Origin of the sequence: Exiguobacterium sp. R-17 (genome assembly GCF_049913315.1) — a bacterium.
Classification (GTDB): Bacteria; Bacillota; Bacilli; order Exiguobacteriales; family Exiguobacteriaceae; genus Exiguobacterium_A.
This window is the reverse complement of record NZ_CP184373.1, coordinates 102,127-118,625: the sequence shown is the minus strand read 5'-3', so window position 1 is coordinate 118,625 and position 16,499 is coordinate 102,127. Positions and strand designations below refer to the sequence as shown.

Below are 16,499 nucleotides of genomic sequence, written 5' to 3'. Positions count from 1 at the left end.
ATACTCATTCATACTATACGCTATATTTTTTAAAATTTGGCATGATTTAGAATCGAATGCCAACGAGACATCACTGTAAAGACAAAAACAGAACGGTATATGGTCCCTTTCCATCAAACAGAGTGGTTCACGATCTGTCCCCCTGCTCTTGAGGTAATCAATTACATCAGCCTTCAGAAATAAGACAGCAGAAATGAAGGACTAGCGTTATAATGAAGGACACAATGACAGATTAATCAAAAAGGAGTACACCTATGAAGATTTTTTACATAGCGATTCCCCTTGCCGTCCTACTGATGGCAGGATGTACAGATACGGAGACAACCTCACCTCCACCTAATGAGACAGAGCAAGTAGCACAACAGGACGACGCGACTACACAAAAGACTGATGCGAAGAAGGCTTCCGATCAACCTCCTGAAAAAGAGGCTGAAACGAGTACAACCAAGCAACCAAAGGAGACGAAGGCATCAACGGAATCAAAAACGACGAGTCCGCAGGATTCTTTCACAGGATATAAGAAAATTGCGGTCGATGGCGGAGACCTGTCCGGTAGTCGTCAAACGAACGTCGTCGTCGACATCGGGTTCGGTGACCGGAAATACTGGGCGTTCACGAACGAATATGGTCAGCTGGTCCGCGTCATCGCGAAGAAGATTGTCCTCCAGAATGATGCGACAGAAGACGTCACACGTGACGGACGCTACTATGCTGATGAAGCGAAGGTACCAGGCGTCGAACGCGCGGATCTCGATGAAGGACATATCATCGCGGATTCGCTCGGTGGCGTCTCAAACGCCTACAATATCACTCCACAGGATAGTACTTTGAACCGTCATGGTGATCAGGCGTACATGGAGGACGTCATCCGCAAGGCGGGTGGCGCGACAAACTTCGAAGCGCAGATTACCTATCCGGATACATCGACGATGATCCCATCCGCATATCAGTATACCTATACGGTCCGTGGAAACACTGTCGTCGATCGGTTCCAGAACGGTAACCCGGATGAGACGAATGCGGCACTCGGTCTGACGAAGAAAAAGGAGACAAAACAAGAACCGACAACGAAGTCGACTCCCGATACTGCAGCGACCGAGGATGTCTCGCTCGTCGATACCGACGGCAATGGTCAAGTGACGATCCAGGAAGCGAAGGACGCAGGCTATGCGATGCCAATCACGGAGAAGCACTGGTTGTACCAATATATGCGGGACAATGATCATGACGGCATGGTCGGAGAATGAATCCTCCATCCAATCGAATGGGCGAAACATATTAGGGCAGTGACGAGATACTTGTCGCTGCCTTTTTTCGTTCCCAGAAACGGAGGCATTGATGAGACGTCGAAAAAGCGGATTGAAAACAAGAGAAACGAGGAACATAATAAGAACAAATGTTCTTATTATGAAAAGGAGTGGTTTTAATGAGTTATGAAGACCGAGGCAATAAGAAGTGGATCCCGTTCCTCATGCCCGAACACAAAGGATTGCTGAAACGCTATTATCAAGAAGTGCATCATTTCAAGTTCGAGGATACGGAGGGACCGATCGATGGGACGATCGAGAACATCTTGAACGATGCCATCTTTAGCGGAGACATTGTCACGGTGACAGCAATGAATGGTCCGTTGATGCATCGTTTTGACGCCTTTGTCGAGAAGCTCGACTATATGCAGGAGCAGGTCCACCTCGTCAAACGAAATCTCGACGTCGAAATCGTCCCGTTCAAGCAAATATTAAGTGTCACTCTAACGGAGTGAAGAAAAAATCAGGATCATCGATTGCTTAAACATGATCAAAATAAGGACGAATGACTATGTTTAGTTCAATTTGAACATAATATAACCCACTTTTGGCATCATATCGTACTTGTTCATGATATTCAGCAGCGGATTTTCATCTCGCAGAGAATGTTCATTCTGAATCATCCTCGATTCTATGTACTAAATGACCAATTTGTATTACAATGTATTACAAAGGAGCTGATAATCATGAGTACCATTTCCGTCCGTCTAGATGATCAAGATACACGACTCATCAAGGAATATGCGAAAGCGAAAAATATCACGATTTCTACACTCGTTCGCGATGCCGTCCTCGATCGTATCGAAGATGAAATTGATTTACAACTCTATCATGATTCCATGGCAGCACACCGTCAAAAATCAGAAGCGATTTCTTTCGACGATATGATGAAAGAACTTGATTTAAAATGACAGCATATACGGTAGAGTTTGAGCGCGGAGCTCAAAAGTCTCTCAAGAAGATGGATCTCCAACAGACAAGGATCATCGTGTCCTGGATCAAGAAAAATCTGGTCGGGACGGCTGATCCGCGTCGTCATGGTAAAGGGCTCGTCTCGAACAGATCGGGTGAATGGCGTTATCGCATCGGTGATTATCGTCTGATTGCTGACATTCAAGATGAAAAAGTCGTGATTTTGATTCTTGAGATTGGTCATCGTCGGGACATTTATAAGTGATGACCTAGATAAAAAATTCTTTCTTTATTACATAACCCCTTAGAAAAATTTTACAAAGATAATATCAGTAATTTGATGTAAAATATTTGTATAAATACCTATATACCTAAGGAGGAATACAAAAATGAAGTCTAAAGGTGCTATGACGGAAGAAGACATTAAAAATAAATATATTACGCCTGCTGTTGTTGGAGCTGGTTGGGATATGCAAACTCAAATCTATTTTGAACATTATTTTACGGATGGACGCGTAATCGTTCGTGGAAACTTGACGGCAAGAGCGGAAGGTAAACGTGCTGATTATTTATTGATGCATAAAAGTAATTATCCCTTAGCGATTATCGAAGCTAAAGATAATAACCATCCTGTAGGTGGGGGTATGCAACAAGCAATCGACTACGCAGAAATTCTAGATATCCCTTATGCCTATAGTTCGAATGGTGATGCCTTTGTTGAACATAATCGTTTAACTGGCGAAGAACGAACGATTGCCTTGTCTGAATTTCCTTCTCATGATGCACTTTGGTCGCGTTACCAACAGGATGCAGGTTTGAGTACTGAACAAAAAGAGCTTATCGACGAGCCTTACTACTTTCAACTTGGTGACAAAACACCTAGGTACTATCAACGGGTTGCAATCAATCGTACGTTAGACGCAGTCGCTCAAGGAAAAAATCGTATCATGCTAGTTATGGCAACAGGAACTGGTAAAACGTACACTGCTTTTCAAATTATTTATCGCCTTTGGAAAGCTGGTATCAAGAAACGTATTCTATTTTTAGCCGATCGGAACATTTTAGTCGATCAGACAATGATCAATGATTTTAAACCTTTTGAAAAGGTGATGACGAAGGTAGAAAACAGAGTTCTTGACAGTTCTTATGAAGTCTACACAGCACTTTATCAACAATTAGCTGGGGAGGACGGAACTGAACCCTTCCGACAATTCCAGCCTGACTTTTTTGATTTAGTGATCATTGATGAGGCTCATCGCGGATCTGCAAAGGAAGAGAGTCGCTGGCGTAAAGTTCTAGACTACTTTAATGGTCCAGATACGACACATATCGGCTTGACTGCCACACCAAAAGAAACAAAAGATACGTCAAATACAACGTACTTTGGCGAACCACTCTATACCTATAGTTTAAAACAAGGAATTGATGATGGATTCCTTGCCCCTTATAAAGTTATTCGAGTTGGATTAGACCGAGATTTAGAGGGTTATCGTCCTGAAAAAGGAAAAGTCGATATGTTTGGGAATGAAATTGAGGATCGCGAATACAACAGTACTGATTTTGATCGTAATTTGATTATTGATGGTCGAACCGAAGAAGTCGCTAAACGTATTACAGAATTTCTAAAAAAGCATGACCGCTATATGAAAACAATTGTGTTCTGTGCAAACATTGATCACGCAGAACGGATGCGCAGCGCGTTAGTCAATCTTAACGCTGATTTAGTACGAGAGAACTCAAAGTACATCATGCGTATCACAGGTGATACACCAGAAGGAAAGGCACAGCTCGACAACTTCATTGATCGTTCGAGCCAATATCCGACTATTGTCACGACATCGAAATTGCTGACTACAGGAGTCGATGCGAAAACATGCCGCCTTATCGTACTCGATTCAAATATCAACTCGATGACTGAATTTAAGCAAATTATTGGTCGAGGGACCCGTCTGGATCCTGAGTTTGGAAAAGAATACTTTACTATCATGGACTTCCGCAATGTCAGTCGCTTATTTGCTGATCCAGCGTTCGATGGCGATCCTGTTGTCGTTTACGAGGTACCTACAGATAGTGAGCTACCAGATGAAACCAATGAACCGGAAAGAACATCAGTAACGGACACGACTACCTTTAAGCTCCCCGGCGAACAAAGTGATGAAAACGATTATCATACAGCACCTAAAAAATACCGAGTCAACGATGTCGATGTCCGAATTGCTAATGAACGTGTCTATTATTATGATGTTGGTGGAAAACTGATCACCGAGAATTTAATTGATTATACGAAACGCAATATTCGTAATGAATATGCTACATTGGAAGAGTTTTTACGGAAATGGAAAAGTGCCGATCAAAAGCAATCTTTGCTTGATGAATTGAAAAAACATGGTGTTCTATTGGAAGCTTTGTTTGATCACAAACCGCACTTGAAGGGACTCGACGAGTTTGACTTAATTTGTCACCTTGCATATGATCAAAAACCACTGACAAAAGCTGAACGTGCTAACAACGTTAAAAAACGTGGCTATATCTATCAGTATCAAGATGTCGCACGCGAAGTTCTCGAATTATTATTAGAAAAGTATAAAAAAGAGGGCGTCCAAGAGATTGATGGTACGAACGTGTTAGAGCTTCCTGAGTTTCAGCGCTTCGGTAGTTCACTCAAGATCGTCAAAGCCTTTGGTGGAAAGAAAGAGTATTTAAGTGCATTGAAACAATTAAAAGATGAAATTTATATTTCCTAGGAGTTGTAATTCATGTCAATCACATCGTTTGTAAAGAATATGCAAAACATTATGCGTAACGACGCCGGAATCTCTGGTGACGCACAGCGACTCGAACAAATCGTCTGGATTTTGTTCCTTAAAGTCTATGCAGCGAAGGAAGAACAATGGGAGCTGCACGACGATCACTATATATCTATCATTCCAGAAGAATGCCGTTGGGAAAACTGGGCAGTCGATAAAAAGGATGGAAAATCATTAACAGGAGAAGGGTTTCTTGAGTTCGTAAATGCTAAGCTATTCCCAACTTTAAAGTCACTTCCAGTAGACGAACTGACACCCGTGAGTAAGTCGATCGTTAAATTCGCTTTTGAAGATGCCAATAACTATATGAAAAATGGCGTGCTTTTACGCCAAGTTGTAAATGTCATTGATGAGATTGACTTTACTGACTACAAAGAACGCCATGCTTTTAATGAGATTTATGAGCAAATCTTAAAAGATCTTCAAGCACAGCGTGCATCAGGAGAATTCTATTCTCCTCGTGCGACGACTGACTTTATGGTACAAGTTACTAATCCTCAACTTGGAGAACGTGTCGCTGACTTCGCTTGTGGGACAGGTGGGTTCTTAACTTCATCATTGAATCATTTGATTCAACAAGTCACGACAACAGAAGAACGTGCACTCTATAATTCTTCTGTCTTCGGGATTGAAAAGAAGGCTTTCCCTTATTTACTCGCAATTACGAACTTATTGCTCCATGACATTGATAATCCAATGATTGTACACGGGAATTCTTTAGAGAAAAATGTACGTGAATACTCAGAACGTGAAAAATTTGAAGTCATTCTAATGAATCCGCCTTACGGGGGATCAGAGATTGATGGGATTAAAATGAATTTCCCACTCGAATTGCGTAGTAGTGAAACCGCTGATTTGTTTATGTCCGTTATTATGTATCGGTTGAAAAAAGATGGTCGTGCTGGCGTCATCTTACCAGATGGTTTCTTATTTGGTGAAGATGGATCAAAACTTGCGATTAAAGAAAAACTGATTAAAGAATTCAATTTGCATACGATTATTCGGTTACCACATAGCGTATTCGCACCGTATACATCGATCCACACAAATATGTTGTTCTTCGATAAAACAAAACCGACAGAAAATGTTTGGTTTTACCGATTAGACATGCCCGAAGGGTATAAAAACTTCTCGAAAACACGTCCAATCAAGTTAGAACATTTCGAACCTACCTTAGAGTGGTGGAATAATCGTGTAGAAATCATTGATGGGAAAAATGAAAAAGCACGTAAGTTTACAGCGGAAGAAATTATCGCCCGGAATTACAACCTTGATTTATGCAAGTTTCCTCAAGATGAAGAAGTTATTTTGGAGCCTCGAGAACTGATAGAAAATTATATAGCAGAGCGCTCACATCTAAATCATGAAATTGATAGTGTCTTAAATGAAATTCAATCTATGTTAGGTGAAGTGAAATGAATGCATATCAATTAAAAAACTCTATTTTACAATATGCTATTGAAGGTAAGTTGGTGAATCAAGATGTTTTAGATAAACCCGCTTCAGAATTATTGAAACAAATTTCTGAACAGAAGGAACAAATGGTTAAAGAAAAAGTCATTAAGAAAGAAAAACCGCTGCCTTCTATAACTGAAGAAGAAATCCCTTTTGATATACCAGAAATGTGGCAATGGGTGAGATTAAAAAATATCAGTACTTTTGGAAATTTTAATCAAGCTAGTCCTGAAAAAATCAACCCTGACGATTGGGTTCTTGACCTTGAAGAAATCGAAAAGAATACAGGACGAATTTTGAAACAAAAAGCAGCAAGTGAAAAAACGATTAAAAGTAACAAATATAAGTTTAATAAGAATGATGTATTGTATGGTAAGCTTCGTCCTTATTTAAACAAGGTTACAATAGCTCCTCATGAGGGTTACTGTACTACTGAAATTTTCCCAATCACACTTATTGAAGGAGTTTATCCAAAATATATTCAGTCTGTATTAATGTCTCCGTATTTTTTAAATTATGCACATAGTCTGTCTTATGGTGTGAAAATGCCAAGATTAGGAACCGCACAGATAGCTAATGCTTTAATTCCGTTACCTCCAACCAGAGAACAGATAAAAATCGTAGATAAAATTGAAGAACTTTTTTTAAAAATTGATTCTTACGATAATCATTACTTAGCCCTAGAAACTCTAAACAAACGTTTCCCTAAAGATTTAGAAAAATCAATTCTTCAATATGCAGTTGAAGGCAAGTTAGTAGAACAAGATACTGCAGATGAACCCGCTTCAGAATTATTGAAACGAATTTCAGAACAGAAGGAACAAATGGTTAAAGAAAAAGTCATTAAGAAAGAAAAACCGCTGCCTCCTATAACTGAAGAAGAAATTCCTTTTGATATTCCTGATTCATGGATGTGGGTGCGCTTAAATAATATTGGAATTATCACATCTGGTGGTACTCCTAAAACAGCAGTTCCTGAATATTGGAATGGTAATATCACTTGGATTACTCCAAGTGATATGGGAAAAAATAAGAATTCAAAATATCTATCAACTTCAGATAGGGTGATTACTTCACAGGGATTATCTAATTCTTCAGCTCAGCTAATCCTTAAAAATTCAATAGTGTATTCTAGTAGAGCGCCAATTGGACATATTAATATTATGACAACTGACTATGCTACGAATCAGGGATGTAAATCATTCACTCCAATTTTAGTAAACATTGAGTATATCTACTATGCTTTAAAAGTCATGACTCCTCATATACAAAAAAAAGCTAGTGGAACAACTTTTAAAGAGATATCGGGTACAATCTTTGGATCTTCAACAGTTCCTTTACCCCCTTTATCAGAACAGTCAAGAATAGTTGAAGCTATCGAAAAGAATATGATCGCCTTGAACAAATTAAAATCGAAAAATTATCTTTAAAACGACCGTTATGTATACAAAAATGATTACTCTTTCACAATAAATGAATCGAATGGATCGATTTCAATATCAAAGTCTATAAACGCATCTTTTTATCAACGTATTTTTAATAGTCCTTTTATGCATAAAAAAGATAAATAACTTCAGTCATACTTTACAACAAGCGCGACAAAAAGGATCAACGTATAGATACCATCGAGTATCTGAACGTTGATCCTTTTTCAATTATCCATCTAATCGTTGTTCAGCCATTTTATAAATTTCATCTTTATCCCGTTTACCGATCGCTACAATTTGAATGATCTGGAGTTTACCCTCTACTTCTCTAAAAACAACGCGTAACCCCATCTTTCTGTTTTTTAATTTATTGCAATGTGCCAAGTTCCCGCTTAGCGGCTGTCCTGCTGCCATCCCTAGAGAAATGATACGGTTCAATGCTTTGTCTACGAATATCTTTTGACTACCATCGAGGTTATCGTAATCTTCTTTCGAATACTGCGTCCACTCAAGTTGATACAATGATCACTCCCACCCATCCATTTCATCAATAGTCGTAGGGTGAGTTCCTTGTTCTCCACGGACTTCTGAATCGGTATAGGTGCGGACATTTTTATTAGATAGTCGCATTTCAACAGTCAAATCATCTAATCGACTGTACAATTCTTCAATTTCTTTGTTGAGTGATTCGTATTGCTGTTGTGTCAACATGACGCCCGCAACTTTTTCACGGTTAAAGACATATACGCCGGCTGCTTCACGATCTGCTTTTTGGAAAGCTTCCATAGGAGACCGTTTCACGTCAGATATAGAAGTGGTTGGAATATCAAGTATTCGCATTCCCATCATCGTGCCCTCCTCTTATTTTTCTTTAGTATACACCGTTTAAAAGACTTTTAAAAGACTTTTAAACACTCCTTTATCATAGACTGATTAAAAAGTCTTTTAAACGATTCTTTCCATTCTCATAATGTCTCTATTTCAGTTTATTTTAGATAAAACAAAAAAACAGGGATTTACATTTGCTGAGTTACCTATTGTTTTTAGATACTACCAATTTGAATTTACCGATCATGTATATAACTCTTTTCTATAGCAATAGATATTGTCATAACTTTATATTTTTTAAACGCATCTCAAATACTTAAAAAATTTATATACATTCTATTTAGTGCTCTAAGCCCTCCGTAGTAAAGAACAAAAACATAGAAATGCCTCGTGAAAAAGAATCGTCGCTCTTAATAACGTTTTTGCAGGAGAGCAGGTTCAATTAGGAAGTCGCTACATGAAGTCTACAGTCTCATACATGAGCCCCAAAGCTCATTTGCAGTATACATAACTATAAAAAATTAAAAGAAAACATTTAATTCAAACGAATACTCATAAATCTTTATTCATCTAATACAGAAGCTTCGTTACCTTTAAATTTGTAATAAATTTATTCCTTATTCGCCCGTACTATTAAAATAGAAAATACCATGGCTTTCTGGCCATTTACGTAATAAAGTTAATTCCGAATATAAAAAATAAACTTTAAATAGGATTTTTCTTTTGTTTTTTCAGTTCAAAAAAGAAGTTTTATGATAATGTTAAAGATAATAAAAGTAAATTACATTCATTTTTTACAAAAAACATTGCTTTGAAGAAAAGTGAAATCCAATTTTAATATTTTATAACCATTTAAATACATATATGGGGGAATTTAAATGAAAATTAAAAGAAAATATCTAATTTTATTATCCAGCACATTTTTAATTGCCGGATGTACTGACAACGCGGTAGAGAATAAATCTAAAGTAGAAGTTTCAAAAGTCAACCATTCTAGTCAGAAATCAAATCAGACTCAGGCAAATATTATGAGCTATCAAAAATTTGAAAATCTATTTAAGCATATGAACGATAAACTAAAAATAAAGAATTTCCAGTTAAAAGAGAGTACTTTAGGTCCAGATGTAACAATAATCGATAAAGAACTGAGCTTTAATAAAAGAAATTGGCTAACTATTAATGGAACAAAAGATGATCTTGCACCAAAATCAACACAAGAAACACTATATTTCGAAGATAAGGATCAAACTACTCTTCTATCAATAAGTTTTGCGTATACAAAAAATTACGTAGGTGAAGATATGCTTCAATATCAAGTTCCTTCTGGCTATGACAAAATTAATCAAAAACTTGCAAATAAATCTGATTTAATTCTCTTAAGTTATAAAAATATAGTTATTTCGATTCAACAGAATAACTCCGATAAAGTAAATTATGACACAACAAAATTCGCTACAAAAATGGTAATTGACGAGCTTAAAACTATTAATTAATAAAAAAAATAATTAAATTACTAAAAAACCATTTTTATGTGTTATAGTTATTTTGTTCCATAATAAAGGATAATTTAGGAGGTAATTATGAATAAACGTGGTTTAGTATCCGGAGTTTTAACATTATCTTTAATAGGTCCATTGCTGTCTTTTCCAGAAACAAGCTTTGCAGCAGAAAATGAAACAGACAATATTCCTGTTGAAGTATTAAACGAGGTAGAAAAAACAGTAGAAGAAAATCAATTTGATATTCCTGAAACCGAGGCTTGGGAAGTTGATTTAGATGGCCAAGTTAAAGAAGTTACACCTCTAAGTGAACGTGCTGATAATTCTCGTGCAGGAATATCTGTAATGTCTGTTCCATCTGATGGCTACACGTATGATTTTCAATACTATTCGGTTGGAAGCCCTAAGAAAAATTGGAAATTTAAGAGCGCCGGAACAGTCCGAGTAAAAAATACTAGTAAAGCTTCTGCTAAATTTACATATACTCAACAATCTTCCACAACTACACAGTGGGATGTTTCAGTAGCTATTAGCGGATCTGCTGAAATTAAGAATAGCTTTTTAGGAAAAATCCAAGCTTCTCTTGGCGTTACAGTTGATAGAAAAAAATCATGGTCTAAAGGTACTTCCTATGGTATTAGTACTACAGTTCCTAAAAACTCGACTGCATATTTGACTGCTTATGCAGTGGGCGTTCGTGATAAAGGTCGACTAGTCTATAAAAAATATACTAGAAGCGGAACTTTAGTTGGTTATTATTACGAAAGTACTGGCGGTACAGCAGTAAGTAAAAATGATGCAAATATTGAATTAACTCGTGTTTCTCCACTATAAAATATTAAAACTTTATCCTTTTTTAAAGTTTTAATATCCAAGTAATACAGCAGCTCCTCATTTCAGAATTGAAATGGGGAGCTGTTGTATTATTTAAAGAGAAAAACCTGAATTATTTTTCACTTATTTTTTTTAAGCAATAAGATCTTAATATAAAAATTTTGTATACATTTCACTTTCAGTGAGTACCCGATTGATGATCTCTTTTTTACAATTCAAAGTCTAACTCTTAATCAGTATAATTCTTCAAAACACTGACTTTTTACGATCTCCGAATCCAAATGAATCAGATAATTCATATCGTCGTGAAGTGAATTATTCTAATAAAAATCTTAACAAGCGCAATCGCCTTCGCTCCATCAGTAGTACCAAGTATATAATCCGCATTGATTTATTCGCGTTCATTTGCCCTCCCTACTCAACAAAACTCAATATATAGTTATCATTTTATAAGCAATCCATCTCGCGTAAGAATATTTTTCCACATTTTATCCGGAATGGAGAGCATTTGTTGATCATCGCGTGACAAGGTCGTACGAATTTCTTCCTCTCTTCCTGCTTTTAGTTTTGAAACCCAATCTGGTTCCATTAATAACTCTCTTCCTAATCCGAACAAAGGGATTCCTTGTTCTAATACATCCAAAGCATCATCTGGTGTGTGGATAGAACCGAGTGACAGAAAACTTGTTCTATCTGCAATCACATCCCGAAAAATCTCTGATCTTGTTTTTGTTTGATTTGAACCACTTCGAGGCATGGACCAAATGTTTTTGACTGAAAGATGTAGGTACGATAATCCTTGATTAGACAATTGATCTACAAAGGCGATCGTTTCCTCCATATTCAAACCATTTTTTTCTGGTTCTTCTGGTGAGAAGCGATAACCAATAATAAAATTATTGTTCGCATATTGATCACGGGCTCGTTTCACTTCTTCAATAACAGCTAATGGAAAGGACATCCGTTTTTCTAATGTTCCTCCCCACATATCTGTTCGAAGATTGGAATATCCCGAAAAAAATTGTTGAATTAGATATCCGTTGGCTCCATGAATTTCCACACCATCAAACCCTGCACGTATAGCTATCTCCGTTGCTCGTCCAAAATCCTGAATAGTAGTTAAAATTTCTTCGTGTTCTAACGCACGAGGAACGTAATCATTGCTTGAATCCTTGTAAAGGCTTGCCACGATACCACTTGGGCTAACCATTCGCCTTTCACTTATGTATCCGATGAGACTTTCGCTTCCTCCGTGATGAAGCTGAAGGATTGCTTTTGCTCCCTTTTCTTTTATTTTATTTGCCAACTGCGTAAGACCTGGTACATTGTGTTCTCCATATGCTTTCATTTGACGAGGAAAACTAGTTCCAAGTGATGATATGGTTGCAGCCGCGGTAATAAACATAGCTGGTCCTTGCGCTCTTCTGCTATAGTAGTCCAATTCTTCGGAAGAGACACTTCCATCTATATTTCCTGAATAAGTGGTCATCGGTGCAACAACGACTCGATTCGCCAAAGTTACTCCATTTGAAAGCGTATAAGGTGAAAGGATCTTTTCATACTTCTGATTCATCAATACATCCACTCTCCAATTCTTTTATTTTTTTGATTCAATCTATCTGTTTTTAGTGTATTTGTAAAAATAAAATAAGTAAAATGAATGTTTTTCATTCTAATCATTTGTATCTCTCATGTATAATATAGAAAAGGATGTGAAGTACATTGAATTTATTTCAACTAGAAGTGCTTTTAAACGTAGTAGAAAGTAGTAGTTTTACGAAAGCAGGTCAAAAGATTGGACTGACACAATCTGGAGTAAGTCATAACATTACAACACTGGAATCTGAACTAGGAGTAACACTTTTGAATCGAGGACGAGGTGGTACATCGTTAACCACTGCAGGGGAATATATTATTCCACACGTACGTAATATTGTGACAAATATGGCTCATATAGAGCAAAAAGTTTCTTCTTTACAAGGATTAGAATTAGGAAAGATTGCTGTTGGGAGTTTTCCAAGCTTTACTGCTGCATTTATACCGATCCTGTTTTCTATATTCAAAGAACGGTTCCAGAATGTTGAATTGGTGTTATATGAGGGTGGCTACGATGATATTGAAAAGTGGGTGGAGGAAGGTACTGTAGATTTCGGTTTCACAGCATTACCAGTTAAAGGTTTCGAGAGTATAGCACTAACACAAGATCCTTTGTCTGCTGTCGTATATGATGGACACCCTTTTATAAAAAAAGATACTGTTACGATAGCTGATTTTAAAAAGGAATCATTCATCATGTTACGTTCTGGATGTGAAGTCCTTATCGAGGATGAATGTCGTAAAGCTGGTCTTTCATTACATACCTCTTATAGTAGCAAGGAGAATGAAACCGTACTGTCTATGGTGAAAGGAAAATTAGGTATTAGTATTATGCCAAACCTTGCAGTTTCTAAACGAGAGACTCATGTTCATTTGTTACCCTTACATCCTCCTGTAGTGAGACATCTCGGATTAATTGTCAAGTCATCAGACAAAATGACGCCACTTGCTAAAGAATTCGTCAAGATCGTGAAAGAACATTTTAGTAATAGTTAAAGCTGTCATTTAGTCATGTTTTTATATGACGAATTTTAATAGAAGAAGATCCATTAAAAAGAGACTGTATACATTTCGGCGTCGAAATGTATACAGTCTCTTTTTAATCCATTCGTTTCAGCCACAATAATACCCAGTTTACAAGTAATATTCAAATGTCTGAGAGTTTTAAGCAAAGGATTTTACTTATACTATTCCCATTGCTTAAAGCTTAGGTTGTCAAAAGAGAATAGTCTTTTTTCTCATGACGACAGTCTTTATAACAGTAAAGAAATCTTAGGAGCTGAACGTCCCATCAGAAATCGGTTGATCTAACGTACGGATCGTTTTATAAATTTCCTCAAAAATATTTTCTTTTTCTTGTTGATTCGGTTTTGGGTTATGTACGCCATACTCCCAATTCTTTTCTTCTTTACCTTTACTGTAGTAAATGCCAGTGATGTAACTATTGCTACCGGTCTCAATTTCATCGTTATATGAAATATTTGGGTTAATAAATGGTTCATATGATTTTTTGCTACCTATGAAGAAAAAAGGTACTCCAGATTTTTTATAAACTGCAGCATATTCCTTTTTTGAAGCAGCTTGTAAATACTTCTTCGCTATAAAAACCGCATCGTACTGTTTTAAGTCACCTTTTATATCACTTAATTTTATTTTTTTGATTTCAGGTCTGGCACTTACTTTAGGAAACTCTCCCACTACAGCAACAGTTAGATCAATTATTTCATGTTCGGGTTTAGTCTGATATTTATCTTGATCACTACAAGCTGAAAGAAGAGCGCATCCCATTAAAACAGAAATTATTAATTTCTTATGCATCACTATTTGTACCTCCTAAATTTTTAAAAAGACTAGTATGTTATTCACATAAATATTTATAGCATATATACATTTAAAAGTTTATTTTTTTAATAAAGGGAAATAAGTAGAAATTAAATTCCATATATTTACTTTTAAAAGAAAGTATTTTATGATAGTTTAGTAATCCAATAAATCTCGGGGGAGAAAATTAAATTGATTAAAAACATTTTTGTAGTTGGAGTCATTGCCCTGTCATTAGTCTTTTCAGGAACAACAAGCTTTGCAGAGGAAAGTTCAGAACCAACTGAGTTTAAAACAGATGAAGAACTAGATTTACTTCGTGAATCAGGAAAAGATTTCACAGTGGTTCTTACAGATGAACAAGCAGTAGAGCGAGCTGCTGAACTTGCAGAAGATGATTCTATTGAAATTTTGGATCAACCTACTAATGCTGTAATGCAAAGAAACACTGTAAAATCAAAAAATCATTTCTCTCGTTCATCTGTCTCGACGAATGATATGAGTGAAGAAAGTGCAACAACAAAGTGTAATTGGATCGAGACGTTAACAACTGTTACAGTCTCTTCATCTTATAAACCGAAACTTTCAGTTATTGTTAAGGGATGCCGAAGTGGTTCGTTTAGCTACTTAAACAAAAAAGTAAAACCAATGTTCATTGGTTTTGTAGCTGACAACAAAGAATTCGCAGGTACGATTCGTGTTGAGATTGATAATGATGGGTTCCTCTATTTAGCGAATGGAAAGTTTGCGAATCATGCAGAAGTAACACATGAAGGAACTTCAGGAATCACTACTATATTTACAGCCACATATAGTTTTTCAAATTCTTCTAATTTTTATAAAAGTCTATATACGGGATTAAAATACAGACAGGTTTTATAAATTAGCATTTTTTAAGATGACCATAAAATGATTCCTTTATCATTTTATGGTCATCTTTTTAAATTTCTTTCGAATAAGCTAACAGGTATGTAATGAAAATTATGTCATCTATTTACGATATTAATGGACCAATTTATTCAGAGATATATTCTTTTTAATTATTTAAGCATATCTTTTTTTGAATTTCTCATTGAATTATAACGAATATTAGAAACACGAAACTATAGTTATATCTTCGTTCACTTTTGTAAGTTTTATTTATTGATTATTCACAGATGAAAAAAATTTAATTCATTCTTAGTCAAAACTAAAATCAGAAACACTCTGATTTAGAAGACTGTATCAAAAAGCAAATGAGTAAATAAAATCATCGTAATCTTTCTAAACCCACCGCGTAAGTTGAAGTCCTAAGTTAAATCGTTTCGTTAAAGTGAGGCATGAAGTATAGAACGATTAACATAATGAAAAATTAGTTATTTTTATTTAATGCATACTAACTTCATGTTCCGCGTCTTCATTTACGCACATAACTTACTTATCAGGTTGAAGTTGCTGATTAATCTTTAAGGAATATACCCTGATTAACTCTAGATGGAAAGATAGCAAAATCCGCATCACTTTTTTGTAGATGAGGATTCTTTACTATTCACTCTTCATTTACTTATTCACTATTTGTTTTCGACTCATTTTTCTATCATTAGTAATTGCTTGACCCTAAATATCTATATTTGGTAAGACATGATCAAGTCATTTAGGTAGATACTAAGCTTTGTCTCCTAAAAGAGACGTTATGGGCCGGCACAATTGTCATCCGGACACTGAAGGCATCAAAAAAGACGCCAAACATTAAGGCAAATCCCATGAACTTGATGATAGGATCAGGTGCCATCATAATGAGTCCTGCAGCTGTTACTACACCACCACTTTCTTTTATTCCCTTTAAATAGCCTGTTTCTCATTAGCGGTACGCGTAAATTCTTCTCGCATTCGAACTTCATAATCCATAGCAAGTCCAAAAAGGATACCAATAATGAAGATCCGTAGGAAATTCAATACAGGACTAGCGGTAGGAAAACCAAATAAATCGATAAAATGGCCATCCTGTATAACAAATATCACAAATCCTAATGT

At 36.3% G+C, this 16,499-nt stretch carries 15 protein-coding genes; 11 read left to right on the top strand and 4 right to left on the bottom strand.

Annotation, left to right across the window (positions count from 1 at the left end):
* Positions 1-254 precede the first annotated feature (254 nt).
* From ACN9MT_RS16160 to ACN9MT_RS16130, 7 genes are all read left to right on the top strand, one after another.
* Positions 255-1,247 carry a DNA/RNA non-specific endonuclease gene (locus ACN9MT_RS16160; RefSeq protein WP_426273574.1) on the top strand — a complete coding sequence of 331 codons (993 nt, stop codon included), beginning with the start codon at positions 255-257 and terminating at the stop codon, positions 1,245-1,247.
* 179 nt (positions 1,248-1,426) lie between these two features.
* Complete coding sequence (locus ACN9MT_RS16155; RefSeq protein WP_426273572.1) at positions 1,427-1,762, top strand: YolD-like family protein; 336 nt, start codon at positions 1,427-1,429, stop codon at positions 1,760-1,762.
* A 231-nt stretch (positions 1,763-1,993) separates the two neighbouring features.
* Positions 1,994-2,218, top strand: a complete 225-nt coding sequence (relB, locus tag ACN9MT_RS16150) for a type II toxin-antitoxin system RelB family antitoxin (RefSeq protein ID WP_426273570.1) — start codon at positions 1,994-1,996, stop codon at positions 2,216-2,218.
* On the top strand, positions 2,215-2,484 hold the full coding sequence (locus ACN9MT_RS16145; RefSeq protein WP_426273568.1) for a type II toxin-antitoxin system RelE family toxin: 270 nt from the start codon (positions 2,215-2,217) through the stop codon (positions 2,482-2,484). The genes relB and ACN9MT_RS16145 overlap by 4 nt, the downstream gene beginning before the upstream one ends.
* A 124-nt stretch (positions 2,485-2,608) precedes the next feature.
* On the top strand, positions 2,609-4,963 hold the full coding sequence (gene hsdR / locus ACN9MT_RS16140) for an EcoAI/FtnUII family type I restriction enzme subunit R (RefSeq protein ID WP_426273566.1): 2,355 nt from the start codon (positions 2,609-2,611) through the stop codon (positions 4,961-4,963).
* Between the two features lie 12 nt (positions 4,964-4,975).
* Entirely contained in the window at positions 4,976-6,445 is a 1,470-nt protein-coding gene (locus ACN9MT_RS16135; protein WP_426273564.1) for an N-6 DNA methylase, read from the top strand.
* A complete protein-coding gene (locus ACN9MT_RS16130; RefSeq protein ID WP_426273562.1) occupies positions 6,442-7,911 on the top strand; it encodes a restriction endonuclease subunit S in 1,470 nt (489 codons plus the stop codon). The genes ACN9MT_RS16135 and ACN9MT_RS16130 overlap by 4 nt, the downstream gene beginning before the upstream one ends.
* 225 nt (positions 7,912-8,136) lie before the next feature.
* Here the strand turns inward: ACN9MT_RS16130 and ACN9MT_RS16125 are convergent, their stop codons facing one another.
* Both ACN9MT_RS16125 and ACN9MT_RS16120 read right to left on the bottom strand, forming a co-directional pair.
* Positions 8,137-8,430, bottom strand: a complete 294-nt coding sequence (locus ACN9MT_RS16125; RefSeq protein WP_426273560.1) for a type II toxin-antitoxin system RelE family toxin — start codon at positions 8,428-8,430, stop codon at positions 8,137-8,139.
* Between the two features lie 3 nt (positions 8,431-8,433).
* A complete protein-coding gene (locus tag ACN9MT_RS16120) occupies positions 8,434-8,757 on the bottom strand; it encodes a hypothetical protein (RefSeq protein WP_426273558.1) in 324 nt (107 codons plus the stop codon).
* A gap of 857 nt (positions 8,758-9,614) precedes the next feature.
* On the opposite strand from ACN9MT_RS16120, the gene ACN9MT_RS16115 reads away from it, so the two are divergent.
* A complete protein-coding gene (locus ACN9MT_RS16115; protein ID WP_426273556.1) occupies positions 9,615-10,229 on the top strand; it encodes a hypothetical protein in 615 nt (204 codons plus the stop codon).
* An 87-nt stretch (positions 10,230-10,316) separates the two neighbouring features.
* Entirely contained in the window at positions 10,317-11,069 is a 753-nt protein-coding gene (locus tag ACN9MT_RS16110; RefSeq protein WP_426273553.1) for a YfkD family protein, read from the top strand.
* A 442-nt stretch (positions 11,070-11,511) separates the two neighbouring features.
* On the opposite strand, the gene ACN9MT_RS16105 is transcribed toward ACN9MT_RS16110, so the two are convergent.
* Entirely contained in the window at positions 11,512-12,642 is a 1,131-nt protein-coding gene (locus ACN9MT_RS16105; protein WP_426273551.1) for an NADH-dependent flavin oxidoreductase, read from the bottom strand.
* Positions 12,643-12,791: 149 nt separating this feature from the next.
* On the opposite strand from ACN9MT_RS16105, the gene ACN9MT_RS16100 reads away from it, so the two are divergent.
* Positions 12,792-13,661: a LysR family transcriptional regulator gene (locus ACN9MT_RS16100; protein ID WP_426273549.1), complete on the top strand. Its 870-nt coding sequence runs from the start codon at positions 12,792-12,794 to the stop codon at positions 13,659-13,661.
* A 276-nt stretch (positions 13,662-13,937) separates the two neighbouring features.
* On the opposite strand, the gene ACN9MT_RS16095 is transcribed toward ACN9MT_RS16100, so the two are convergent.
* Positions 13,938-14,483 carry a hypothetical protein gene (locus tag ACN9MT_RS16095; RefSeq protein WP_426273547.1) on the bottom strand — a complete coding sequence of 182 codons (546 nt, stop codon included), beginning with the start codon at positions 14,481-14,483 and terminating at the stop codon, positions 13,938-13,940.
* A gap of 195 nt (positions 14,484-14,678) precedes the next feature.
* Between ACN9MT_RS16095 and ACN9MT_RS16090 the strand changes: the two genes are divergently transcribed.
* Entirely contained in the window at positions 14,679-15,368 is a 690-nt protein-coding gene (locus ACN9MT_RS16090; protein ID WP_426273545.1) for a hypothetical protein, read from the top strand.
* The last annotated feature ends 1,131 nt before the right edge of the window (positions 15,369-16,499 follow it).

Coding starts and splice junctions, on each gene's coding strand:
- ACN9MT_RS16160 (WP_426273574.1), top strand. CDS start 255: ATGAAGATTTTTTACATAGCGATTCCCCTTGCCGTCCTACTGATGGCA.
- ACN9MT_RS16155 (WP_426273572.1), top strand. CDS start 1,427: ATGAGTTATGAAGACCGAGGCAATAAGAAGTGGATCCCGTTCCTCATG.
- relB (WP_426273570.1), top strand. CDS start 1,994: ATGAGTACCATTTCCGTCCGTCTAGATGATCAAGATACACGACTCATC.
- ACN9MT_RS16145 (WP_426273568.1), top strand. CDS start 2,215: ATGACAGCATATACGGTAGAGTTTGAGCGCGGAGCTCAAAAGTCTCTC.
- hsdR (WP_426273566.1), top strand. CDS start 2,609: ATGAAGTCTAAAGGTGCTATGACGGAAGAAGACATTAAAAATAAATAT.
- ACN9MT_RS16135 (WP_426273564.1), top strand. CDS start 4,976: ATGTCAATCACATCGTTTGTAAAGAATATGCAAAACATTATGCGTAAC.
- ACN9MT_RS16130 (WP_426273562.1), top strand. CDS start 6,442: ATGAATGCATATCAATTAAAAAACTCTATTTTACAATATGCTATTGAA.
- ACN9MT_RS16120 (WP_426273558.1), bottom strand. CDS start 8,757: ATGATGGGAATGCGAATACTTGATATTCCAACCACTTCTATATCTGAC.
- ACN9MT_RS16115 (WP_426273556.1), top strand. CDS start 9,615: ATGAAAATTAAAAGAAAATATCTAATTTTATTATCCAGCACATTTTTA.
- ACN9MT_RS16110 (WP_426273553.1), top strand. CDS start 10,317: ATGAATAAACGTGGTTTAGTATCCGGAGTTTTAACATTATCTTTAATA.
- ACN9MT_RS16105 (WP_426273551.1), bottom strand. CDS start 12,642: ATGAATCAGAAGTATGAAAAGATCCTTTCACCTTATACGCTTTCAAAT.
- ACN9MT_RS16095 (WP_426273547.1), bottom strand. CDS start 14,483: ATGCATAAGAAATTAATAATTTCTGTTTTAATGGGATGCGCTCTTCTT.